Source organism: Salmonella sp. 32082101201600294FB01SM01 (genome assembly GCF_017572865.1).
Taxonomy (GTDB): Bacteria; Pseudomonadota; Gammaproteobacteria; order Enterobacterales; family Enterobacteriaceae; genus Salmonella; species Salmonella enterica.
This window is the reverse complement of record NZ_JAGESB010000001.1, coordinates 1,789,427-1,812,326: the sequence shown is the minus strand read 5'-3', so window position 1 is coordinate 1,812,326 and position 22,900 is coordinate 1,789,427. Positions and strand designations below refer to the sequence as shown.

General features: G+C 50.3%; 20 protein-coding genes, 2 pseudogenes and 1 other annotated feature. Of the genes and pseudogenes, 11 read left to right on the top strand and 11 right to left on the bottom strand.

Annotation, left to right across the window (positions count from 1 at the left end):
* The first annotated feature begins 14 nt into the window (after positions 1-14).
* The 5 genes from cpsG to wzzB all read left to right on the top strand — a co-directional run bounded on the left by cpsG (position 15) and on the right by wzzB (position 7,269).
* A complete protein-coding gene (cpsG, locus tag J4645_RS09035; protein ID WP_001061775.1) occupies positions 15-1,385 on the top strand; it encodes a colanic acid biosynthesis phosphomannomutase CpsG in 1,371 nt (456 codons plus the stop codon).
* A gap of 285 nt (positions 1,386-1,670) precedes the next feature.
* On the top strand, positions 1,671-3,197 hold the full coding sequence (locus tag J4645_RS09030) for a hypothetical protein (protein ID WP_001259152.1): 1,527 nt from the start codon (positions 1,671-1,673) through the stop codon (positions 3,195-3,197).
* A gap of 136 nt (positions 3,198-3,333) precedes the next feature.
* Positions 3,334-4,740 carry an NADP-dependent phosphogluconate dehydrogenase gene (gndA, locus tag J4645_RS09025; RefSeq protein ID WP_000043532.1) on the top strand — a complete coding sequence of 469 codons (1,407 nt, stop codon included), beginning with the start codon at positions 3,334-3,336 and terminating at the stop codon, positions 4,738-4,740.
* 236 nt (positions 4,741-4,976) lie between these two features.
* Positions 4,977-6,143: a UDP-glucose 6-dehydrogenase gene (ugd, locus tag J4645_RS09020; protein WP_001606027.1), complete on the top strand. Its 1,167-nt coding sequence runs from the start codon at positions 4,977-4,979 to the stop codon at positions 6,141-6,143.
* 142 nt (positions 6,144-6,285) lie between these two features.
* Complete coding sequence (gene wzzB / locus J4645_RS09015) at positions 6,286-7,269, top strand: LPS O-antigen chain length determinant protein WzzB (RefSeq protein ID WP_000215265.1); 984 nt, start codon at positions 6,286-6,288, stop codon at positions 7,267-7,269.
* Positions 7,270-7,351: 82 nt separating this feature from the next.
* Here wzzB and hisIE read toward each other — a convergent pair whose 3' ends face one another.
* The 9 genes from hisIE to hisL all read right to left on the bottom strand — a co-directional run bounded on the left by hisIE (position 7,352) and on the right by hisL (position 14,683).
* Complete coding sequence (gene hisIE / locus J4645_RS09010; protein WP_000954846.1) at positions 7,352-7,963, bottom strand: bifunctional phosphoribosyl-AMP cyclohydrolase/phosphoribosyl-ATP diphosphatase HisIE; 612 nt, start codon at positions 7,961-7,963, stop codon at positions 7,352-7,354.
* Positions 7,957-8,733, bottom strand: coding sequence for an imidazole glycerol phosphate synthase subunit HisF (hisF, locus tag J4645_RS09005; protein WP_000880125.1), 777 nt, complete (start codon positions 8,731-8,733; stop codon positions 7,957-7,959). The genes hisIE and hisF overlap by 7 nt, the downstream gene beginning before the upstream one ends.
* Positions 8,715-9,452 (bottom strand): 1-(5-phosphoribosyl)-5-[(5-phosphoribosylamino)methylideneamino]imidazole-4-carboxamide isomerase, encoded by a 738-nt coding sequence (gene hisA, locus J4645_RS09000; protein WP_000586408.1) that lies wholly within the window; start codon positions 9,450-9,452, stop codon positions 8,715-8,717. The genes hisF and hisA overlap by 19 nt, the downstream gene beginning before the upstream one ends.
* Positions 9,452-10,042, bottom strand: a complete 591-nt coding sequence (gene hisH / locus J4645_RS08995) for an imidazole glycerol phosphate synthase subunit HisH (protein WP_001103591.1) — start codon at positions 10,040-10,042, stop codon at positions 9,452-9,454. Before hisH ends, hisA begins: the two co-directional genes overlap by 1 nt.
* On the bottom strand, positions 10,042-11,109 hold the full coding sequence (hisB, locus tag J4645_RS08990; RefSeq protein ID WP_000080044.1) for a bifunctional histidinol-phosphatase/imidazoleglycerol-phosphate dehydratase HisB: 1,068 nt from the start codon (positions 11,107-11,109) through the stop codon (positions 10,042-10,044). The genes hisH and hisB overlap by 1 nt, the downstream gene beginning before the upstream one ends.
* The gene (hisC, locus tag J4645_RS08985) at positions 11,106-12,185 is read right to left on the bottom strand and encodes a histidinol-phosphate transaminase (RefSeq protein ID WP_000102715.1); all 1,080 of its coding nucleotides are present in this window, start codon (positions 12,183-12,185) and stop codon (positions 11,106-11,108) included. The genes hisB and hisC overlap by 4 nt, the downstream gene beginning before the upstream one ends.
* Positions 12,182-13,486, bottom strand: a complete 1,305-nt coding sequence (hisD, locus tag J4645_RS08980) for a histidinol dehydrogenase (RefSeq protein WP_023214790.1) — start codon at positions 13,484-13,486, stop codon at positions 12,182-12,184. Before hisD ends, hisC begins: the two co-directional genes overlap by 4 nt.
* A 100-nt stretch (positions 13,487-13,586) precedes the next feature.
* A complete protein-coding gene (hisG, locus tag J4645_RS08975) occupies positions 13,587-14,486 on the bottom strand; it encodes an ATP phosphoribosyltransferase (protein ID WP_000886599.1) in 900 nt (299 codons plus the stop codon).
* 47 nt (positions 14,487-14,533) lie between these two features.
* Positions 14,534-14,657: a sequence feature (His leader region), on the bottom strand.
* Positions 14,633-14,683, bottom strand: coding sequence for a his operon leader peptide (gene hisL / locus J4645_RS08970; protein WP_001364200.1), 51 nt, complete (start codon positions 14,681-14,683; stop codon positions 14,633-14,635). It overlaps the preceding feature by 25 nt.
* Positions 14,684-14,845: 162 nt before the next feature.
* Here hisL and J4645_RS08965 point away from each other — a divergent pair, with 162 nt between their 5' ends.
* The 4 genes from J4645_RS08965 to plaP all read left to right on the top strand — a co-directional run bounded on the left by J4645_RS08965 (position 14,846) and on the right by plaP (position 18,274).
* The gene (locus J4645_RS08965) at positions 14,846-15,670 is read left to right on the top strand and encodes an SDR family oxidoreductase (RefSeq protein ID WP_000754712.1); all 825 of its coding nucleotides are present in this window, start codon (positions 14,846-14,848) and stop codon (positions 15,668-15,670) included.
* 45 nt (positions 15,671-15,715) lie between these two features.
* A complete protein-coding gene (locus tag J4645_RS08960; RefSeq protein WP_000803316.1) occupies positions 15,716-16,630 on the top strand; it encodes a LysR family transcriptional regulator in 915 nt (304 codons plus the stop codon).
* A gap of 233 nt (positions 16,631-16,863) precedes the next feature.
* Complete coding sequence (gene yoeI, locus J4645_RS08955) at positions 16,864-16,926, top strand: membrane protein YoeI (protein ID WP_096335044.1); 63 nt, start codon at positions 16,864-16,866, stop codon at positions 16,924-16,926.
* Positions 16,916-18,274 (top strand): putrescine/proton symporter PlaP, encoded by a 1,359-nt coding sequence (plaP, locus tag J4645_RS08950; protein WP_001519005.1) that lies wholly within the window; start codon positions 16,916-16,918, stop codon positions 18,272-18,274. The genes yoeI and plaP overlap by 11 nt, the downstream gene beginning before the upstream one ends.
* Before the next feature lie 135 nt (positions 18,275-18,409).
* On the opposite strand, the gene sbcB is transcribed toward plaP, so the two are convergent.
* Positions 18,410-19,840, bottom strand: coding sequence for an exodeoxyribonuclease I (sbcB, locus tag J4645_RS08945; protein ID WP_001528420.1), 1,431 nt, complete (start codon positions 19,838-19,840; stop codon positions 18,410-18,412).
* A 135-nt stretch (positions 19,841-19,975) separates the two neighbouring features.
* On the opposite strand from sbcB, the pseudogene J4645_RS22215 reads away from it, so the two are divergent.
* Positions 19,976-20,053: pseudogene (locus J4645_RS22215) on the top strand (hypothetical protein); the annotation flags it as partial.
* A 129-nt stretch (positions 20,054-20,182) separates the two neighbouring features.
* Here J4645_RS22215 and sopA read toward each other — a convergent pair.
* Entirely contained in the window at positions 20,183-22,531 is a 2,349-nt protein-coding gene (sopA, locus tag J4645_RS08940) for an SPI-1 type III secretion system effector HECT-type E3 ubiquitin transferase SopA (protein ID WP_023215554.1), read from the bottom strand.
* A gap of 261 nt (positions 22,532-22,792) precedes the next feature.
* Between sopA and J4645_RS08935 the strand changes: the two are divergent.
* Positions 22,793-22,892, top strand: a pseudogene (locus tag J4645_RS08935) (heavy metal-binding domain-containing protein); the annotation flags it as partial.
* Between the last annotated feature and the right edge of the window lie 8 nt (positions 22,893-22,900).

Genomic DNA, 22,900 nt, shown 5'->3' with positions numbered 1-22,900 from the left:
GGAATAACGTAATAATGAATAATTTAACTTGTTTTAAGGCCTACGACATTCGCGGCAGGCTGGGCGAAGAGCTCAATGAAGATATCGCGTGGCGGATTGGCCGCGCCTACGGCGAATATTTAAAACCGAAAACCATCGTGCTGGGCGGCGACGTGCGCCTGACCAGCGAGGCGCTGAAGCTGGCGCTGGCAAAAGGGTTACAGGACGCGGGCGTCGACGTGCTGGATATCGGTATGTCCGGCACCGAAGAGATTTACTTCGCCACCTTCCACCTCGGCGTGGACGGCGGTATTGAGGTGACCGCCAGCCATAACCCGATGGACTACAACGGTATGAAGCTGGTGCGCGAGGGCGCCCGCCCGATAAGCGGCGACACCGGTCTGCGCGACGTTCAGCGTCTGGCAGAAGCGGGCAATTTCCCGCCGGTGAACGAGGCCGCGCGCGGCAGCTACAGACAAATCAGCCTGCGCGACGCCTACATCGACCACCTGCTCGGCTATATCAGTGTTAACAATCTCACCCCGCTGAAGCTGGTGGTGAATTCCGGCAATGGGGCGGCGGGGCCGGTCATTGACGCCATCGAAGCGCGTCTGAAGGCGCTGGGCGCGCCGGTGGAGTTCATCAAAATCCACAACACCCCGGACGGCACCTTCCCGAACGGCATTCCCAACCCGTTGCTGCCGGAGTGTCGCGACGACACCCGCAAGGCCGTTATTGAACACGGGGCGGACATGGGCATCGCCTTTGACGGCGACTTCGACCGCTGCTTCCTGTTCGATGAGAAAGGGCAGTTTATCGAGGGGTACTACATCGTCGGGCTGCTGGCGGAAGCGTTTCTGGAAAAACACCCGGGGGCGAAGATTATCCACGACCCGCGCCTGACCTGGAACACGGAGGCAGTGGTGGCGGCGGCGGGCGGGACGCCGGTGATGTCAAAAACCGGGCACGCCTTTATCAAGGAGCGGATGCGTACGGAGGATGCCATTTATGGCGGGGAAATGAGCGCGCATCACTATTTTCGTGATTTTGCCTACTGCGACAGCGGGATGATCCCGTGGCTGCTGGTAGCGGAGCTGGTGTGCCTGAAGAGACAGTCGCTGGGTGAACTGGTCCGCGACCGGATGGCGGCGTTCCCGGCGAGCGGGGAAATCAACAGCAGGCTGGCGGAGCCGGCGGCGGCCATTGCGCGGGTGGAAGCGCACTTTGCGGAAGAGGCGCAGGCGGTGGATCGCACGGACGGTCTCAGCATGTCATTCCCGGACTGGCGTTTCAACCTGCGCTCGTCGAACACCGAACCGGTGGTGCGCCTGAATGTGGAATCACGCGGCGATATTCCGCTGATGGAAGCGCGAACGAAAGAAATTCTTCAGCTACTCAATTCATAAAAAGCAGCCCTTCTTTATGGAGGGCTAACTTTTCGGATATTCTCTAACCAATTCGTAGTATAAAGCCAATAAATATTAAGTGTGTTTGATTGTTGTTGGTTTCCATTTCTAATAGATATAAGGCTTTCGCTATGTTCTTTTCGGACAGTATAAATAATCATTGATATGATTATTTATTTTACCTTCCTGGTAATATTAATTATTATGGGGCTAATAATAATTGATGTAATCCTGTAACTTCCCACGAATATTTATTTACTTTAAGTTTACATCCGGAAAGTAAAAATGCGAACTATAAAAGCGATTAACAACTTTAAAGTTGATTTATTTATTACTTTTTTTCTTATTGCGCTAGGATTTTATCTTCGAACTATATTTGTCTCTAAGATGGGCGCTGATTTAACAGGTGTGATGTTGTTATTTACACAACTGACTGCTTATTTAAATCTCGCCGAGCTTGGCATAGGGGTAGCTGCGGCAAGCCTTTTATACAAGCCGCTGAGTGAGGGGGATTATGCAAAAATAAAATACTTAACTTTATTGCTGTCTACAATCTATAGATATATCTCGTTTTTAGTTTTATTGATAGGTATAGTAATTGGCTTTGGTATTTACTTTTTCATCGATTCTGTTAATGCAGTAAGTCACGTTTTTATTTATTGGGCATTTTTTGTAATAAATACATCTTTAACTTATTCTTATGCAAAGCATTCAACTCTATTAACTGCAAATCAGCAATATTCAGTAGTCCGTAAAATACAGGGTGGCGGGAAAATATTAATTATTGCGCTGCAAATATTGCTATTAGTCACCACACATAATTTCTTACTCTATTTGCTCGTTGAAACTATTGGCGTGATAGTACAGTATTTTATATTTAAAAATATTATTAATAACGACATCCATTTTAAGGTAGTTCCACAATCTATTAGCGATGATGAAAAAACAACATTAAAAAATGAATTAAAAATAAAAATAAAAAACATGTTTTTTCATAAGATTGGTGGTGTGTTAGTTTTAAATACTGATTATTTGCTAGTTTCAAAATTTCTTAATTTAAGCTACGTCACGATTTATGGAAGTTATATGATGGTCTTCCAGGTTGTGACTGTGCTTATGTCCAGTTTTGTTAATGCTATTACAGCTAGTGTGGGTAATTTTTTAATCAATCAAAATGATGATGAAGTTACCAGTATTGCAAAGCAATTTAACACAGTATTTATAGCATTGGCTACCTTCATTTCTTTGAATATGTATTTTTTGGTTAATGACTTTATTACCAGCTGGATAGGCGAAAAATTCATACTAGGTAATGGTATTGTTATATTAATGCTTGTTAATGTATTTATAAGTGTCATTAGAATTCCTTGTGATATTTTTAAAAACGCAACTGGTTTTTTTGGTGATGTATATTATCCTTTGCTTGAGGGAGTGGTTAATTTATTTTTTTCCGCGCTCCTGGCTTTTTATATTGGTCTTCCCGGTATTATTATTGGCACGATTATATCTAATGTATTAATTACATTAATTGCAAAGCCATTATATCTATATGGTAAAATGTTTGGTAGATTTAATGCATTAAAAAAGTACTTGTCATTTGTACTGAAACCTTTAATATTCTCATTTGTTATTTTTGCTGTTTTTTATTTTACAAGAGAACAAATAATTTTCTTTAAAGTTTCCAACTGGTTTGACTTTATAAGTAAGCTTACTATTGTATCGCTGGTAAGTATGATTATAGTTTTTGCGGTTTTTTATGCAGATGCTAACTTTAGGTCTTTTGTTAAAAGAATTTTACGCGTGGTATTTTAAGTTAACCAAGCGGGAAAATATCCGCCGAACCACAATGTGCTATTAATGGACAAGTATTTAATATGCTTTACGCTGTAAAATTTGTAGCACATAATGGTGAAATATATGTAACTTCCACACCTGACAGGAGTATGTAATGTCCAAGCAACAGATCGGCGTCGTCGGTATGGCAGTGATGGGGCGCAACCTCGCGCTCAACATCGAAAGCCGTGGTTATACCGTCTCCGTTTTCAACCGCTCCCGTGAAAAGACCGAAGAAGTGATTGCCGAGAATCCCGGCAAAAAGCTGGTGCCTTATTACACGGTGAAAGAGTTTGTTGAATCCCTCGAAACGCCTCGTCGTATCCTGTTAATGGTGAAAGCGGGCGCAGGTACTGATGCAGCTATCGATTCGCTGAAACCGTATCTGGAAAAAGGCGATATCATTATTGATGGCGGTAACACCTTCTTCCAGGACACAATCCGTCGCAATCGTGAGCTGTCTGCGGAAGGTTTTAACTTTATCGGTACCGGTGTTTCCGGTGGTGAAGAGGGCGCGCTGAAAGGGCCATCTATCATGCCTGGCGGTCAGAAAGATGCCTATGAACTGGTGGCGCCGATCCTGACGAAGATTGCTGCTGTGGCGGAAGATGGCGAACCGTGCGTGACCTATATCGGCGCCGATGGTGCGGGTCACTACGTCAAGATGGTCCACAATGGTATTGAATATGGCGATATGCAGCTTATCGCTGAAGCTTACTCCCTGCTGAAAGGCGGCCTGAACCTCAGCAATGAAGAGTTGGCGAACACTTTTACTGAGTGGAATAACGGCGAGCTGAGCAGTTATCTGATCGACATCACTAAAGACATCTTCACTAAAAAAGATGAAGACGGTAATTACCTGGTGGATGTCATTCTTGATGAAGCCGCCAACAAAGGGACCGGTAAATGGACCAGCCAGAGCGCGCTGGATCTGGGCGAACCGCTGTCGCTGATTACCGAATCTGTCTTTGCGCGTTACATCTCTTCGTTGAAAGCGCAACGTGTTGCCGCATCTAAAGTGCTCTCCGGGCCGAAAGCGCAACCGGCAGGCGACAAAGCGGAATTTATCGAGAAAGTGCGTCGCGCGCTGTATCTTGGCAAGATCGTCTCCTATGCGCAGGGCTTCTCACAGCTACGCGCCGCGTCTGATGAATATCACTGGGATCTCAACTACGGCGAGATTGCTAAGATTTTCCGTGCGGGTTGTATCATTCGCGCTCAGTTCCTGCAGAAAATCACCGATGCTTACGCAGAAAACGCTGGTATTGCCAATTTGCTGTTAGCGCCTTACTTCAAGAAAATTGCTGATGAGTACCAGCAGGCGCTGCGTGATGTTGTGGCTTACGCGGTGCAGAACGGCATTCCGGTGCCGACATTCTCTGCGGCAGTGGCCTACTATGACAGCTATCGCGCCGCAGTACTGCCAGCTAACTTAATTCAGGCGCAGCGTGACTACTTTGGTGCGCACACCTATAAACGTACTGATAAAGAAGGCATTTTCCATACCGAATGGTTGGAGTAATTTCTGCAAAAATGTTTAAGCCCGGTTTAATACCGGGCTTTTTTTTATCTCTATTCTTATTGATTTATCGCTTTTGCTTAATATTAACTTAATAATCTGTGTTTATCGTAATGAAGATAATCTGAATTGTTTTCGTCTGCGTTGCACTTTATATACTCAGGCGTTAAAACTTTAATATCTTATCAGGATGCGAAATACATCATGATTCATAATTAAGTTAATTCTGAGAGCGAATAATGAAAATCACGATATCCGGGACGGGTTATGTTGGCTTGTCTAATGGTTTGCTTATTGCACAACATCATGATGTGGTGGCATTAGACATTGTTCCTTCCCGTGTTGAACTGTTAAATGATCGGATATCTCCGATTGTTGATAAAGAAATTCAGCAATTTTTAAAGGAAGATAACATCAGATTCAGGGCAACGCTGGATAAGTTTGATGCGTACCAGAATGCAGATTACGTCATCATTGCTACGCCTACAGATTACGATCCAAAAACCAACTATTTTGATACGTCCAGTGTGGAATCGGTCATTCAGGATGTGATCAGCTTCAACCCCGCAGCCGTGATGATTATTAAGTCTACGGTGCCGGTTGGCTTCACGGCAGCAATGCGGCAGAAGTTTGCGACAGAAAATATCATTTTCTCTCCGGAGTTTTTACGTGAAGGTAAGGCCCTTTACGATAACCTTTATCCTTCCCGTATCGTGATTGGGGAACAGTCTGAGCGCGCCAGAGAATTTGCCACATTACTCCAGGAAGGCGCTATTAAACAGGAGATTCCGACGCTGTTTACGGACTCCACTGAAGCGGAAGCCATTAAACTTTTCGCCAATACTTATCTCGCTATGCGAGTCGCTTATTTTAATGAATTAGACAGCTATGCTGAAACGTTAGGGTTAAATACCCGACAAATTATTGAAGGGGTATGCCTCGACCCGCGTATTGGCAATCATTATAATAATCCCTCTTTTGGTTATGGCGGATATTGTTTGCCAAAAGATACCAAACAGTTGCTGGCTAATTATCAGTCGGTGCCTAATAATATTATCTCCGCTATCGTTGAAGCAAACCGTACGCGTAAAGATTTTATTGCCGACGCTATCCTCGCCAGAAAGCCTAAAGTGGTGGGCATTTATCGCCTGATTATGAAGAGTGGCTCCGATAACTTCCGCGCCTCATCGATTCAGGGGATTATGAAACGTATTAAAGCGAAAGGCGTAGAGGTCATTATCTATGAGCCGGTAATGGAAGAAGATACTTTCTTCAACTCTCGCCTTGAGCGTGATTTGCACTGCTTTAAACAGCAGGCGGATGTCATTATTTCCAACAGGATGGCGGCAGATCTTTTGGATGTCGCTGAAAAAGTGTATACCCGCGATCTTTTCGGTAGTGATTAATAAGGCAATCGGGGCTGATGAGTCCCGATGATTTATTGACCAAATGGAAATAATGTCTGATTTTTATCATTAATCCTATGGCATATATTTGCTTTATGACTACACTGTCTCCAGCTTCATCCTTTTTTTAGTTAGGGTATCTATGACAGTGGATAGTAATACGTCTTCCGGGCGTGGGAACGATCCGGAACAGATTGATTTGATTGAGTTATTGCTACAGTTATGGCGTGGGAAGATGACCATTATTGTAGCCGTTGTTATCGCCATTTTGCTGGCCGTAGGCTACCTGATGATAGCCAAAGAAAAATGGACATCCACGGCGATTATTACCCAACCTGATGCCGCGCAGGTTGCCACCTATACCAACGCGCTCAACGTCTTGTATGGCGGGAATGCTCCCAAAATCTCTGAAGTGCAGGCGAATTTTATAAGCCGCTTTAGCTCTGCGTTTTCCGCATTATCGGAAGCGCTGGATAATCAGAAAGAGCGGGAAAAGCTCACCATTGAACAGTCGGTAAAGGGGCAGGCGCTGCCACTCTCGGTTTCTTATGTGAGTACTACCGCTGAAGGGGCGCAGCGTCGGCTGGCGGAATATATCCAACAGGTGGATGAAGAGGTCGCTAAGGAACTGGAAGTTGACCTGAAAGATAACATCACGCTGCAAACCAAAACGTTGCAGGAGTCTCTTGAGACGCAGGAAGTTGTGGCGCAGGAACAAAAAGATCTGCGTATTAAGCAAATCGAAGAAGCGTTGCGCTATGCGGATGAGGCCAAAATCACGCAGCCGCAGATTCAGCAAACCCAGGATGTTACCCAGGACACGATGTTCCTGCTGGGCAGCGATGCGCTGAAATCGATGATACAGAACGAAGCGACGCGTCCACTGGTCTTTTCTCCGGCCTATTACCAGACGAAGCAGACACTGCTGGACATTAAAAATCTGAAAGTGACTGCCGATACGGTGCACGTCTATCGTTATGTGATGAAGCCGACGCTGCCGGTCCGTCGCGATAGCCCGAAAAAAGCCATTACTCTTGTGCTGGCTGTATTGCTGGGTGGGATGATCGGTGCCGGGATTGTGCTGGGGCGTAATGCGCTACGTAGCTATAAGCCAAAAGCCTTGTAAGCTTCTTTGCCGGATGGTGGTCGGCTTCGAAAGGTAAAATTTCTCATTAAAAAAACCGGGCATTGCCCGGTTTTTTTTACGCTTATTGATGACGCTTACGAAGATTGTCGATCACGGTGGTGAGGTTGAGATCCTGATCCTGCAACAGCACCAGCAGGTGGTACATCAAATCAGACGCTTCATTGGTTAATTCAAAACGATCATTGACGGTGGCCGCCAGCGCGGTTTCTACACCTTCTTCGCCAACTTTTTGCGCAATACGTTTAGTACCGCTGGCGTACAGTTTCGCCGTGTAAGAGCTGGCCGGATCGGCGGTTTTGCGCTCTGCCAGTAGCTGCTCCAGTTGATACAGGAATAACCATTGATGGCTGGCGTCGCCAAAGCAGCTGCTGGTACCTTTGTGACAGGTCGGCCCGACAGGGTTTGCCAGCACCAGCAGTGTATCGTTGTCGCAATCTGGCGCAATGCTGACGACATTCAGCACATGGCCTGAGGTTTCGCCTTTGGTCCATAAACGCTGTTTCGTGCGTGAGAAGAACGTGACATGGCCGGATTCAATGGTTTTGTCCAGCGCTTGTGGGTTCATATAGCCCAGCATCAATACTTCGCCGGATACCGCATGTTGCACGATGGCTGGCATCAGGCCATCGGTTTTTTCCCAGTCCAGCTCGCGGCGTTGTTGCTCTGTTAACATATCCTGATCTCCACGCCCTGGCCTGCCAGGTACGCTTTTAATTCGCCAATATTGATGATTTGCTTGTGAAAAACGGAGGCGGCAAGCGCGCCGTCGACATCGGCATCACGGAATGCCTCAAGAAAGTGTTCCATCGTGCCCGCGCCGCCGGAGGCGATCAGCGGCACGCGGCAAACGTCACGGACTTTTTTCAACTGCGTCAGATCGTAACCGTTACGCACGCCGTCCTGGTTCATCATATTCAGGACGATTTCCCCCGCGCCGCGCTGTTGTACCTCTTGCACCCAATCCAGCGTCTCCCACTGCGTCACACGGGTACGGTTTTCATCGCCGGTATACTGGTTAACATGATATTTCCCCGTGGCGTCGTCAAACCAGGTATCAATCCCGACGACAATGCACTGTACGCCAAAACGGTCAGCCAGACGGGTAATCAGCGTTGGGTCAGCCAGTGCCGGGGAATTGATAGAGATCTTATCCGCCCCGAAAGAAAGAATTTTGGCGGCGTCGTCAATTGACCGGATACCGCCCGCTACACAAAACGGAATGTCGATCACCTCGGCAACGCGCGCCACCCAGCTTTTATCGACTACGCGACCATCGCTGGAGGCGGTAATGTCATAGAACACCAGTTCGTCCGCGCCTTCGTCGGCATAGCGTTTGGCCAGCGGAACGATATCGCCAATGATCTCATGGTTGCGAAACTGTACGCCTTTCACCACCTGACCATCACGAACGTCCAGACACGGAATTATACGTTTTGCCAGCATTGGATGGCCTCCTTAACGGTAAATTTCCCTTCTAACAGCGCGCGCCCGACAATCACGCCGCGCACGCCGGTGCCGCGCAGGGCGGCAATATCATCGATATCGCCAATACCGCCGGAGGACTGAAAGGCGATTTGCGGATATCTGGTGCATACCTCTTCGTACAGAGAAACGTTAGAGCCCGCCAGCGTGCCGTCGCGGGAAATATCGGTACACAGTACATGTTTCAGGCCGACGGGGAGATAGGTCTCCACCAGTTGTTCCAGCGAGACGCCGGAATTTTCCTGCCAGCCGCTAACCGCCACCTGCTTATTGCCGTGTTCGTCTATGCGAACGTCCAGCGCCAGCACCAGCGCCTGCGCGCCAAAACGTTCAAACCAGCCTTTCACCACGTCAGGGGATTTCACCGCCGTTGAACCGATGACCACACGGGCAACGCCAGCTTTCAGTAATGCCGCAACGTCTTCTTCGGTACGCACGCCGCCGCCGACCTGAACAGGCACGTTCACGCCCGCGACCAGGGTTTTAATCAGCGGTATCTGTCGCTTCGCCGGATCTTTAGCGCCGGTCAGATCTACCAGATGCAGCACCCCGGCGCCCTGGGCGGCGTAATCCTGCAAACGGGGCAGGGGATCGTTACCGTAATCCCGCTGGCGGGCGTAGTCGCCCTGATGGAGACGCACCACGGTGCCGTCAATTAAATCTAATGCCGGAATAATCATTACATCTCCAGGAAGTTTTTCAGCAACTGTGCACCCGCCGCGCCCGAACGTTCCGGGTGGAACTGTACGCCGAAGAAATTATCTTTCTGTACCGCCGCGGTAAACGGCTCGCCGTAATTGCACTGGGCGATAGTCCACGGGTTGACCGGCATCGCGTAGCTGTGAACAAAGTAAAAATAGGCGCCATCTTCAATGCCCTGAAACAGCCGGTTGCCCGCCTGCGGATACACGCGATTCCAGCCCATGTGCGGCAGCGGCAGACCAAAGTCGGTCATTTTCGGCACGTCTTGTTCGATAATGTTCAGCAGATCCACGCCGCGCGTCTCTTCGCTGCGACGACCCAGCAGTTGCATCCCTAAGCAGATACCCAGTACCGGCTGAGTACACGCTTTAATTAAGTCGATCAGTTCACGTTCGCGCAGTTGATCCATAGCGGCCTGCGCCGTGCCGACGCCGGGCAGAAAGAGTTTGTCAGCGCGTAATACGATTTCCGCTTCGCGGCTGACCACCGGAGTGTAACCGTGGCGCGCCACGGCGGATTTTACCGAGCTTAAATTGGCGCAGCCGGTGTCAAGGATGACGACGTTCATCACAGCACTCCTTTCGAGGACGGTAATGTATCGCCCTCCACGCGAATAGCCTGGCGTAGCGTTCGACCAAAGGCTTTAAACAAACTTTCGACACGGTGGTGATCGTTCTTACCCTTAGTCTTGAGATGCAGAGTGACGCCCATCGTGTAAGAGAGTGAGCGGAAAAAGTGTTCAATCATCTCTGTGCTCAAATCGCCCACACGCTGGTAGGTAAATTCAGCTTTATATTCCAGATGCGGACGACCGGAAATATCCAGCGCGCAGCGCGCCAGACATTCATCCATCGGCAGTACAAAGCCAAAACGGCAGATACCGCGCTTGTCGCCGAGTGCCAGTTTTAATGCCTCACCGAGCGCCAGTCCGGTATCTTCTACCGTGTGGTGATCGTCGATATAGAGATCGCCCTTAACGGTAATCTCCATGCGAAAGCCGCCGTGGGTGGCGATTTGATCGAGCATATGGTCAAAGAAGCCGACGCCGGTATTAATCTTGCTGTTGCCTTCGCGATCCAGCCAGACACTGACATCAATCTGTGTTTCTTTGGTGTTACGGACCACATGCGCATAACGATCGCGTTTCGTTAGCTGTTCGCCAATCATCGTCCAGTTCAGCGTTTCACGATGATAGCGTAAACCAGTAATGCCCATGTTATCAGCGAGCTGGATATCGGTTGCACGATCGCCAATCACATAGCTGTTGGCGCTATCCATTGCTTGTTCCGCAAGATAACGCTCCACCAGCTTCACTTTGGGCTTGCGGCAGTCGCAATCGTCTGCGGGCAGATGAGGGCAGATCAGCACCTCATCAAAGCATACGCCCTGAGAAGTGAAAATCTGCATCATCAGGTTGTGCGGTCCGTCGAAGTCCGCCTGCGGGAAGCTTTGCGTGCCAAGTCCATCCTGGTTAGTGATCATCACCAGCTTAAAACCGGCTTTTTGCAGCTTCAGCAATACGGGAATCACCTCTGGCTCAAAGGCCAGTTTATCAAAGCGGTCTACCTGAAAATCGCTTGGCGGTTCGGAAATTAAGGTTCCGTCCCGGTCGATGAAAAGATACTTCTGACTCATACTGGCTCCGCACGTAAGGCGTCAATGACGCGCTGGTTTTCCTGGCGGGTGCCGACCGTAATCCGCAGGCAGCCGCTTAAAGAAGGTTGTTTATTCTGATCGCGTAAGATAATGCCCTGATCCCATAAGGATTTAAACACGCTGCTGGAGGCAGTAAACCGCGCCAGAATATAGTTGGTTTCAGAGTCAAAGACGTGTTCTACGCAGGCGGTCTGTTGCAGGGCATTCACCAGATACTGACGTTCCTGCACTGTCTGCGCCACGCGATCGCGCATTGCGTTTATTCCCTGCGGACTCAGCGCCTGGGCGGCGATATCCGCCACTGGCGTAGAAAGCGGATAAGGGGCGATCACTTTTAACAGCAGGTTGATCACCTCTTCATTAGCCAGCGTAAAGCCGCAGCGCAGACCCGCCAGCGCAAAAGCTTTCGACAATGTGCGCAGGATAACCAGATGAGGATATTCAACCAGCCAGCCTGTCAGCGTGGCCTGCGGGCAAAACTCAATATAAGCTTCGTCGGCGACGACTATCGCTTTACCGCGTGTCAACTCCAGCAGCGTGCGCAAATCCTGCGGGTTGATAAGTTGCCCGGTAGGATTATTGGGGCTACAAACGAACACCACTTTTGTGCCGTCAAGGTTGTCGGAAATCCCCTGTAGATCCAGCTGCCAGTTTTCAAGCGCGGGAACCGTCCGGCGCTCTACGCCAATGGTTTCGGCGCTGACGCTGTACATACCGTAAGTGGGCGGACAGTAGAGAATGGCGTCTTTTCCCGGTTCGCAGAAGGCGCGGATCACCAGCTCGATCCCTTCATCCGCGCCGCGGCTGACCAGCACCTGCTCTGGCTTTACGCCAGCATATTGCGCGTAGTTTTCAATCACGGCCTTTGGCTGGCATTCCGGGTAGCGGTTAAGCGTTTGTTGGGTGAGCTGAAACTCCACCGCTGTCGGGAATTCATTCGCGTTCAGCCAGACATCGCCGTTACCGCCCAGACGGCGGGCGGACTGATACGGTACCAGGTTGCGGACATTTTCACGGGCTAAGTCAGCGACGCTGAGAGTGTTTTCAGTGCTCATGCTTGCTCCTTGAGGGCGTTTACGCGCAGGGTCACGGCATTTTTATGGGCGGTCAGACGTTCTGCCGCCGCCAATGTTTCAATGGTTGATGCCAGAGCGGAAAAGCCCGCTTTCGACAGTTCCTGAACGGTCATCCGTTTCTGGAAATCCGCTAACCCAAGGCTGGAACAGGTAGCAGTATAGCCATAGGTCGGTAAGACATGGTTGGTTCCGGAAGCGTAATCACCGGCGGATTCCGGCGACCAGTCGCCGAGAAATACCGAGCCTGCGCTGGTAATCGCATCCACCAAATCGCGCGCATTGCGCGTCTGGATGATTAAGTGTTCCGGCCCATACTGATTAGAGATGGCGACGCACTGCGCTAAATCTTTGGTCACAATCAGACGACTGGCGCTCAGGGCCTGCCGGGCGGTGTCCGCGCGCGGCAGTTCTGCAAGTTGACGTTCTACCGCCTCCGCCACCTTGCGGGCAATGTCAGCATCAGGCGTCAGCAGGATCACCTGCGAATCCGGACCGTGCTCAGCCTGGGAGAGCAGGTCAGAAGCGACGAAATCCGGTGTTGCGCCGCTGTCGGCGATCACCAGTACTTCAGACGGCCCGGCTGGCATATCGATAGCCGCGCCGTCGAGGCGTTGGCTGACCTGACGCTTGGCTTCGGTTACAAAGGCGTTGCCGGGGCCAAAAATTTTATCCACTTTCGGTACGGACTCGCTGCCGAAGGCCAGAGCGGCAATCGCCTGCGCGCCGCCGACGTTAAAGATTTCCTGCACGCCACACAGTTGCGCCGCATAGAGGATTTCATCAGCGATGGGCGGCGGCGAGCACAGAACTACGTTCTGACATCCCGCAATGCGCGCCGGCGTCGCCAGCATCAGCACCGTTGAGAAGAGCGGAGCCGAGCCGCCGGGAATATACAGACCGACAGACGCGACGGGACGCGTAACCTGCTGGCAACGCACGCCTGGCTGGGTTTCCACATCTACAGGCGGTAGCGTCTGCGCGGAATGGAACGTTTCAATATTTTTGACGGCCGCGGCCATCGCCTGTTTTAATTCTTCGCTCAGACGCGCGCCGGCGGCGGCGATCTCTTCAGGGGTGACGCGTAGCGCTGTCACTTCTGTTTTATCAAATTTAGCGCTGTATTCACGCAGGGCATCGTCACCGCGCGTTTTTACATTATCCAGAATATCGCTGACCGTCCGGGTAATACTGTCAGAGGCGGAAATCGCCGGACGCGTCAGCAGCGCACGCTGCTGTTCAGGGCTACAGCTGTTCCAGTCAATCAGGGTATTGAAGCTCATGGTCTACTCCATCACAGGGTTCCGCCTTATCCGGCCTACTGAACCCAAAATATCAACGCATTACGTAGGCCTGATAAGCGCAGCGCTATCAGGCGTCAGATCACTCCATCATCTTCTCGATCGGCAGTACCAGAATCGAGCTGGCGCCAAGCGCTTTCAGTTTCTCCATGGTTTCCCAGAACAACGTTTCGCTGCTGACCATGTGCATCGCCACGCGCTGTTGCTCGCCCGCCAGCGGCAGAATTGTCGGCCTTTCAGCGCCTGGCAGTAGGGCGATAACCTCTTCCAGGCGTTCACTTGGCGCGTGCATCATGATGTATTTCGATTCGCGCGCCTGAATCACGCCCTGAATACGGGTCAGCAATTTATCGATCAGCTCTTGCTTGCTCTGTGCCATCTCACCGTCGCGCTGAATCAGACAGGCTTTAGAGCGGTAGATAACTTCGACTTCACGCAGGCCGTTAGCTTCAAGCGTCGCGCCAGTAGAGACCAAATCGCAGATAGCGTCGGCCAGCCCCGCGCGCGGCGCGACTTCGACAGAACCATTTAACAGACACGATTTAAAAGAGACGCCTTTCTGGTCGAGGTAGCGTTTGAGGAGGTGCGGATAAGAGGTAGCGATACGTTTACCGTCCAGCGCGGCCGGGCCGTCCCAGGCTTCGTCAACCGGCGTTGCCAGCGATAAACGGCAGCCGCCGAAGTCAAGACGGCGCAGGGTAAAATAGCGCGGATCTTCGCCCTGCGCGCGGCGGTTGAGTAGCTCTTCTTCCAGCACGTTCTCGCCGATAATGCCGAGATCGACCACGCCATCCATCACCAGACCCGGAATGTCATCATCACGCACGCGCAGGATATCAATCGGCATGTTTTCCGCCATCGCAATCAGGCGCTGAGTGTGTAAATTAATTTTTATGCCGCAGCGGGCCAGCAATTCTCGTGAATCATCGCTTAAACGGCCTGATTTCTGAATAGCTATGCGTAAGCGGGTGTTGTCTAACATTCTGCGTTCCTCTTTATCCTGTCTGAACCGGTCTGTATCGCGCGCCAAAAAAAAAGCCCCCGGAAGATGATCTTCCGGGGGCTTTCTCATGCGTTCATGCACCACTGGAAGATCTGAATGTCTTCCAGCACACATCGCCTGAAAGACTAGTCAGGATGATGGTGATGATGGTGGTGTTTAAATTGAACGCGTGTCATAAAAATTCCGATGAATGCTTATTCATTTGATACCTTTTAACCTAAACCACTTTTACGCCTTAAAGCAAGCGCTTTTTTCATTTCGCATTTATAGTATGAATTGTCAGTCACGGCGGGCTGGCGTAGCCTTATGTATAAGGCGTTAAAGTCAGGAGAAAATGGATGAAAAAGGTCGCAATTGTCGGTTTAGGTTGGTTAGGCATGCCGCTGGCAATGTCGCTGGCAGCGAGAGGCTGGCAGGTTACCGGCAGCAAAACCACCCTTGACGGGGTGGAAGCGGCCCGTATGAGTGGAATTGAAAGCTATCCGCTGCGTCTGGAGCCGGAGCTGGTCTGTGAGGCGGACGATCTTGACGCTCTGCTGGATGTCGATGCGCTGGTGATAACACTGCCCGCGCGCCGTAGCGGTCCGGGAGAGGATTTTTATCTGCAGGCGATGCAGGAACTGGTCGACAGCGCGCTGGCTTATCGTATCCCGCGTATTATTTTTACCAGTTCGACGTCTGTTTACGGCGATGCGCAAGGCGTGGTGAAAGAGAATACGCCGCGTAATCCGGTCACGGCCAGCGGGCGTACCCTGAAGGAACTGGAAGATTGGCTGCATAATCTGCCGGGCACGTCAGTGGATATTCTGCGGCTGGCGGGGTTGGTCGGGCCTGGACGCCACCCCGGACGTTTCTTTGCTGGAAAAACCGCGCCGGATGGTCAACACGGGGTCAATCTGGTGCATCTTGAAGACGTGGTTGGCGCAATTACCCTCTTGCTACAGGCGCCGAAAGGGGGGCACATCTATAATATATGTGCGCCGGCGCATCCAGCCCGCAACGTGTTTTATCCGCAAATGACGCGTTTGCTGGGAATGGCGCCGCCGCATTTTCGTGACGCACCGGACAACGGCAAAGGGAAGATTATCGACGGTAGCCGGATTTGTAATGAGCTGGGATTTGAATATCAATATCCCGATCCGCTGGTGATGCCGATGGAGTGAGTCGCTGTCCAGCAGGTGGTCGCCATATAGCGCAAGGGGACGAGTATGAAACCACTGCTGGACGTTCTGATTATTCTTGATGCGTTAGAAAAAGAAGGCAGCTTCGCGGCGGCGTCGGCAAAATTATTTAAAACGCCGTCCGCCCTCAGTTATACCGTTCATAAGCTGGAAAACGATCTTAATATCCAACTGCTCGACCGTAGCGGGCACCGCGCGCGATTTACGCGAACCGGTAAGATGCTACTGGAAAAAGGCCGTGAAGTGTTGCACACCGTTCGCGAGCTGGAAAAGCAGGCGATTAAACTGCATGAAGGCTGGGAGAACGAACTGGTCATCGGTGTGGATGATACCTTTCCCTTTTCTCTTCTGGCCCCGCTTATCGACGCTTTTTATCAACGCCACAGCGTGACGCGCCTTAAATTTGTCAATGGCGTTCTCGGCGGTTCATGGGAGACGCTGACGCAGGGAAGGGCGGATATCATCGTTGGCGCCATGCGCGCGCCGCCGCCTGACACCGGCTTTGGCTTTGCAAGACTGGGCGATCTTGAACTGGTGTTTGCTGTCGCTCCGCATCATCCGCTGGTTCATGAAGAGGAACCGCTTAGCCGCCAGACGATCAAACGTTTTCGCGCGATTGTGGTTGGCGATAGCGTCCATTCCTCGCGATCAATAGGGTCTGAACTGCTCGACGCTCAGGAAGCGATTACCGTGTTTGATTTTAAAACCAAGCTGGAGCTGCAAATTAGCGGCCTGGGATGCGGCTATTTACCGCGTTATCTGGCGCAGCGATTTTTGGAAAGCGGCGCGCTTATAGAGAAGAAAGTTGTAGCGCAAATCGTCTATGAACCGGTGTGGGTTGGCTGGAATGAACAGACCGCCGGGCTGGCCAGCGGCTGGTGGCGGGATGAAATTTTAGCAAATAATGCTATTGCTGGGGTGTATGCAAAATCGCCGGTTTAAAAATCAATCGCTTATGAAAAATAATTTTTTGAACGCGCTCGCATTCTCTTGTCATTTCACTTCAATTTAGGGCAGAATACGCCGCTTGCAAAAAATGACACTAACCGACGTTTTAATACGCGTCGGTTATTTTTTTGCTTCAAACACATCATTCAATACCAAGAGGCCGGGCTTCGTACCGGATAGATACTTACTTAAAAATCGACAGTTGTTGTCGCTGAGGAATCCAGAAAATGGGGCAATTTTTTGCTTACGCGACGGCATTCGCCGTAAAGGAGAATGACCATGTCGCATAACGTTACTCCAAACACCTCTCGCGTGGAATTACGTAAAACGCTTACGTTAGTTCCGGTTGTAATGATGGGTCTTGCCTATATGCAGCCGATGACGCTGTTCGATACATTTGGTATCGTTTCAGGCCTCACTGACGGTCACGTACCGACGGCGTATGCATTCGCGTTAATCGCGATTCTGTTTACGGCGTTGAGCTACGGGAAACTGGTGCGTCGCTACCCTTCCGCGGGTTCGGCGTACACCTACGCCCAGAAATCCATCAGCCCGACCGTTGGCTTTATGGTGGGTTGGTCTTCTCTGCTCGATTATCTGTTCGCGCCGATGATCAACATTCTGTTGGCGAAAATTTATTTTGAAGCGCTGGTGCCCTCCATTCCGTCATGGGTGTTTGTCGTGGCGCTGGTGGCCTTTATGACGGCCTTTAACCTGCGCAGCCTCAAATCGGTCGCTAACTTCAACACCGTGATTGTAGTGCTACAGGTGGTGCTGATTGCGGTCATTCTGGGCATGGTGGTTTATGGCGTATTTGAAGGCGAAGGCGCCGGTACGCTGGCGAGCACCCGTCCGTTCTGGTCCGGCGATGCGCACGTTATCCCGATGATTACGGGAGCGACGATCCTGTGCTTCTCCTTTACCGGCTTTGACGGCATCAGTAACCTGTCGGAAGAGACCAAAGATGCTGAGCGCGTGATCCCGCGTGCGATTTTCCTGACCGCGCTGATTGGCGGCCTGATCTTCATCTTTGCGACCTATTTCCTGCAATTGTACTTCCCGGATATCTCTCGCTTTAAAGATCCGGATGCGTCTCAGCCGGAAATCATGCTGTACGTGGCGGGTAAAACCTTCCAGGTGGGCGCGCTGATCTTCTCTACTATCACCGTGCTGGCTTCCGGTATGGCGGCGCATGCAGGCGTAGCGCGCCTGATGTACGTAATGGGGCGTGACGGCGTATTCCCGAAAAGCTTCTTCGGTTACGTTCATCCGAAATGGCGTACGCCAGCGATGAACATCATCCTGGTCGGGGCGATCGCGCTGCTGGCGATTAATTTTGACCTGGTGATGGCGACGGCGCTGATTAACTTTGGTGCGCTGGTCGCGTTTACCTTCGTTAACCTGTCGGTGATTTCGCAGTTCTGGATCCGTGAGAAGCGTAATAAAACGTTGAAAGATCACTTCCAGTATCTGTTCCTGCCTATGTGCGGTGCGCTCACGGTTGGTGCGTTGTGGGTTAACCTGGAAGAGAGCTCAATGGTACTGGGCCTGATCTGGGCGGGTATCGGGCTGATTTATCTGGCGTGCGTAACTAAAAGCTTCCGCAACCCGGTTCCACAGTACGAAGACGTCGCGTAATCGCGCGTATTATTGGTAATAGTAAAACCGGAGGCAGTGCCTCCGGTTTTTTGTTTGTCATCCAGCATGTTTACCGGATGGCGGCGTCACTATTTATCCGCTCTGGATTAACAATGCCCGTCAGGCATTGGTCAATTACACAATCTCAGTTGCGTACTGCCACAGTGATTTCAGCAGCCCCAGCTTCGTTTTATCTTCCGCATACTGCTGAGAAAGCATCTGCAATTCGTTGGCATACTGTTGTAAAAACTCCGGCGTCAGCACCTGACGGCGATGCTCCAGCCAGCGCTGCTGCTCTGCGTCATCCAGCGTACCGGGAAAATTGCGCGCGCGGTAATTAAACAGTAGCTTCTCAATGCGCTTATCGACAAAGGTAATATCCAGCGCGGGCAGGTTACGCGGCTCGGTTTCGAGTACGATTTTCATGGCTGCGCGATCGGCATCGCTGAAAAAACCATCATAGAGCTGGGCATCAACGTTATCCGAGGCGGCAAAAGGTTCGGTTTCGGCAAAAATCGCCACCACTTTGTCGCGGACCTGCGGGTTTTCACGCAACACTTTCAGGTTATCCAGGCAGTGCTGGCGGTTAATTCCCAGCCGGTCGGCATCCTCCGGGCGCAAGGTATTCGCCTGCGCCAGTACCGGACATTTATTGATATGCACCAGCTTTACCGGCACTGCGACGTGATCGCCAAGATCGGCTTTGGCCGTATAAAGCCGCTCGCGAAGGGTGTCGCTGTCCAGCTCAAGAAGAGGAGAAATATCGCCTGCTAAATCGACCATGATCACCGCGTTACGGTTTTCAGGATGCCACGCCAGCGGCGCGACCCAGCTTGTATTACCGCGCCACGCGCCAAACATGCCGGAGACATGCACCAGCGGCTTCATTTGCGGAACGTCAATCAGCGCCGCCAGTTTATGTTTACTGCGGTGGCTATAAAGATAATCAAACAGCCGCGGCTGGCGTGTTTTCACCAGTTGCGCCATCGCAATAGTGGCGTAGACATCCGCCATCGCATCATGCGCGTTGCTGTGTTCGATCCCGTTCGCCTGGGTTAAATGTTCCAGACGAAAGCTGGGCAGGCCGTCGTCGTTTTCCGGCCAGTTAATTCCCTCCGGGCGCAGCGCATAACAGGCGCGCATGACATCCAATAGATCCCAACGTGAATTATCATGCTGCCAGCTCCAGGCATAGGGATCGTAAAAGTTGCGATAAAAAATATTGCGCGTGACTTCATCATCAAAACGCACATTGTTGTAACCCACAACGCAGGTTTTAGGAACGGTAAACAGCGCATGAATGCGTCTGGCGAAAGCGGCTTCGTTTTCTCCTTTCTCACGCGCTTCCTGCGGCGTGATGCCGGTAATCAGCACTGCGCCGGGCTGCGGTAGATAATCATCGGCGGGTTTGCAATAAAACACCTCCGGCTCGCCAATAACGTTGAAGTCGTTATCCGTACGGAGCGCGGCGAATTGCGCAGGTCTGTCGAGGGCCGGATGCGTACCGAAGGTTTCGTAATCGTGGAAGAGGAATGTGCTCTGTATGCTGTCGTTTTTAACTGTCACTTGATGTACACGCCTGATGTTATATGTATATGAAATATTTTATTCTTTTATTTTGTCGTTGATTGATTGTATTTGTACACCAATTGATATTGTTGCTAATGTTCGTACATGCGATGGTGAGTACAAAATACTAAAATGACCATCAGCGACACTAAGCTACGCTCCCTCTATGGTAAACCATATTCCGGTTCATCTGAAATTACTGATTCCGATTTAGTACTGTATGGAATTTAGGCCAGGGTCAATCTGGCCGGGATCTCAAAAAATGCATGGACTAAAACGGGTCTATTTACAGAGGGACACAACGCTGTGTCCCTTAATTCCATACGGGTTAAGGCTGGACTACGCCCAGGCCAGTGGCAGGATGGATGACAGAACACTCGGGAAATATTTTCTGGCATGACGTTGCATACTATCCGCCACAACGCTGGTACAGGTAAAGGCGCCATGGAGGCCGTGAAAACGGTCGGACCAGTCGGTAAACTGTTCGCTGGACGGGAAGATCGCCGGAGACAGCTCCCAGGCTTTCTGCATCAGCGCCTCCGCATAGCCTCTCAGGGCCGGCGGAGAGTCATGCTCAGTGCCGAAAATGGCGCTGGAGGAATAGCGTGCGAATGCGGTACTGAGACAGAACAGGGTTTCCGCCTGCTTCTGTGGGGTGGCGTCAGTCAGGTGATAAGCACTGAGGATGTGCTGGTAGTGTGCCGGGCTGAGTTTGCCTTCAGGAAACAGGGGGTCAAAAATGGTGTTCAGACGCGACACTGAGGCATCATCAATCAACTTCACGGTGGAATGTTTCTGGTTCGTGGCGGCAATAAACTGCTGGTTCAGCTCCCCGTGCTCTTCAGTGCTGAGGATGATATCAATCAGTTCCCCAAAGCGTCGCTGCACGGCCTGCTGATTAAATGCGGCGAGAAACACCGGAAAGTCATGACGGAATAACTCTACCGGAGAGATTTGCGCGGTGGAAACGTTCTCTCCGGCTCGCAGCAGGTAAAAGTTGTCCCATGCAGTGTCAGGAGTAGGGTTTAGCATTGTTAACAGCGTGTCAGTGGAGAGCATCATCGCCGTGTCTGAATCCTGGGAGGAAAGCAGCAGGAAATTATCTGCCGCGCGGGTTGTCCAGTCCGGGCTGCCGTCATAATTGCCGAAGAGCCCATTATGGATGTGGGGAGACACCGCCGGGTGAGCAAGATACTGTTCATAAAGCGCTGCAGCTTTCTGGCGGATGCCATCAGTGCAGTCCACGCCTGTCATACAGTGTAAAATCACCTGATTAAAGAGTCCGCTGTGAGTGGTCATGGCGGCGCTGTTCCTGTCAAACGAATCCAGCAACACAGGCAGTATGCGCTGCTGATAATATGTGTCAGGAGCCGGCAGGGGAACGTCATTATAGGTCTGGCACTGGTGGGCAAAAAAACGTTCCTGAACAGGCCTGATCCACTCGCTGATAAGCGCACTTTGCGTATAGGGGGGGTGGGCCAGTACGCTCACCAGCGAGCTTTCAACTGGCCGGATACGTGCCTCTGTTAAGCGGCCACTCCGAAATGACTTTACCAGATCTTCCATTGCCCGGACTTTTTCCTGTCTGTATTTATCGGGCAGGTTGTTAATGGTCATCAGAATACTTTTACCATTATTATGTTCATGATTTAAAAATCCATCCACAGCGTTCTCAGTCCAAAGGAGTGGCATTTGCAGCCAGATATCACCTAGACGAATAAAATTTCCGCCCCCTGACATTGACGGAGGTAATAAATTATCCGGTTCATTTAAAATAACGTCGGAGAGGTTGGCTTTGTGAGGTATAAGCGTATTTTTTAATGTTGTATTAATAAAAGAGGGCTGTTGTTGTGTAGTAATTGAATACAGTAAAGACACTTCATTCATGTCTGAATTACTAAATTTCGTATTACTGCAGACTACATCATTCAGTGTCGAATAAGTGAATCGGCATTCGTCAAAATGTAAATGAGATATATCAGAATAAGTAAATTTTGAATTTGAAAAGTTGAACCCCTTGATAATATCGCCGTCTCGCTTCATGAAGTTGGGGGGCAATATTTTGCTGAATTTAATATTACGGAAATCTGCGTTTGAAAAATCGCGATCTGCGGTCGTAAGGGGTTCTCCGGCTTGCTGTCGTAAAACTGCATCCGTGAGTTTCTTAGCCCAGTCGGCAGGTGATGACGGGGAAGACGTAGCCTGAAGTGAGAGGGAGGGGGATACTGGTGGTGTTCTACCTTCAGAAACCGTTGGCCTGTTATTGGCTGATACAGAGACTCCACCGGGGAGCGGGGCCGCACCTGTCACTCTGTAATTATAATCACGTGATTGATTTGCAATATGCTTGCGCATTAATGCTGCAGTCATTTTTGAGGCATCTTCTTCTGAAATATTTTTCTTACCTGTATTATTTGTATCTTTAATATTTTTAACAGTAATCAATGTTTTGTTTAAGGTGTTTTTATCTTTCGGCTGAAAGAAGTCTTTTATTTTTTGTGGTAACGTGAACTCAATCGGTGAGTCCTTTCCTGTTTTAAATTTTTCATTTAAAGATGTATGCGTGTTTTTAACACTGGTTATTTTTGAGGCGAGCCCGTTTTTCGTATGTTCACGAATAGAGGTAATTAATTTTTTAACCTGGTTAGGAATAGTAGAAAAATTAATTGTGCCTGATGATATTTTCATTAGAATTCCTTATCAACATCATTATGGAAAAACGGTCTGGATTTTTAACGCCTTAGAAGTAAGTTTCATATGTCGGTATGGCGATGGAGATCACAATTCACCATGTTATCTGGCATGTTTCTTTCAGAAAGTGTCCATCCTGCCATCATGTCACCGTATTGTGGGATGCTGACGTATCTGCGGAAAAATCCATGCATAAGAGAGCGGGTCGGGTAATGAAGCCTATAAGTGCGCAAAAGTAAACCCGCTTTGATGCTCAATCAGCGTTTTTTCGCCGGCATTCGGGATATCGTCGGCGGACGGTCCGGCGCGTATGAGAAAGAACTGCGAAAAGCCGCGCGAAATCGCTTTTCAGGAACTAATCGTTTT

Coding starts and splice junctions, on each gene's coding strand:
- cpsG (WP_001061775.1), top strand. CDS start 15: ATGAATAATTTAACTTGTTTTAAGGCCTACGACATTCGCGGCAGGCTG.
- J4645_RS09030 (WP_001259152.1), top strand. CDS start 1,671: ATGCGAACTATAAAAGCGATTAACAACTTTAAAGTTGATTTATTTATT.
- gndA (WP_000043532.1), top strand. CDS start 3,334: ATGTCCAAGCAACAGATCGGCGTCGTCGGTATGGCAGTGATGGGGCGC.
- ugd (WP_001606027.1), top strand. CDS start 4,977: ATGAAAATCACGATATCCGGGACGGGTTATGTTGGCTTGTCTAATGGT.
- wzzB (WP_000215265.1), top strand. CDS start 6,286: ATGACAGTGGATAGTAATACGTCTTCCGGGCGTGGGAACGATCCGGAA.
- hisIE (WP_000954846.1), bottom strand. CDS start 7,963: ATGTTAACAGAGCAACAACGCCGCGAGCTGGACTGGGAAAAAACCGAT.
- hisF (WP_000880125.1), bottom strand. CDS start 8,733: ATGCTGGCAAAACGTATAATTCCGTGTCTGGACGTTCGTGATGGTCAG.
- hisA (WP_000586408.1), bottom strand. CDS start 9,452: ATGATTATTCCGGCATTAGATTTAATTGACGGCACCGTGGTGCGTCTC.
- hisH (WP_001103591.1), bottom strand. CDS start 10,042: ATGAACGTCGTCATCCTTGACACCGGCTGCGCCAATTTAAGCTCGGTA.
- hisB (WP_000080044.1), bottom strand. CDS start 11,109: ATGAGTCAGAAGTATCTTTTCATCGACCGGGACGGAACCTTAATTTCC.
- hisC (WP_000102715.1), bottom strand. CDS start 12,185: ATGAGCACTGAAAACACTCTCAGCGTCGCTGACTTAGCCCGTGAAAAT.
- hisD (WP_023214790.1), bottom strand. CDS start 13,486: ATGAGCTTCAATACCCTGATTGACTGGAACAGCTGTAGCCCTGAACAG.
- hisG (WP_000886599.1), bottom strand. CDS start 14,486: ATGTTAGACAACACCCGCTTACGCATAGCTATTCAGAAATCAGGCCGT.
- J4645_RS08965 (WP_000754712.1), top strand. CDS start 14,846: ATGAAAAAGGTCGCAATTGTCGGTTTAGGTTGGTTAGGCATGCCGCTG.
- J4645_RS08960 (WP_000803316.1), top strand. CDS start 15,716: ATGAAACCACTGCTGGACGTTCTGATTATTCTTGATGCGTTAGAAAAA.
- plaP (WP_001519005.1), top strand. CDS start 16,916: ATGTCGCATAACGTTACTCCAAACACCTCTCGCGTGGAATTACGTAAA.
- sopA (WP_023215554.1), bottom strand. CDS start 22,531: ATGAAAATATCATCAGGCACAATTAATTTTTCTACTATTCCTAACCAG.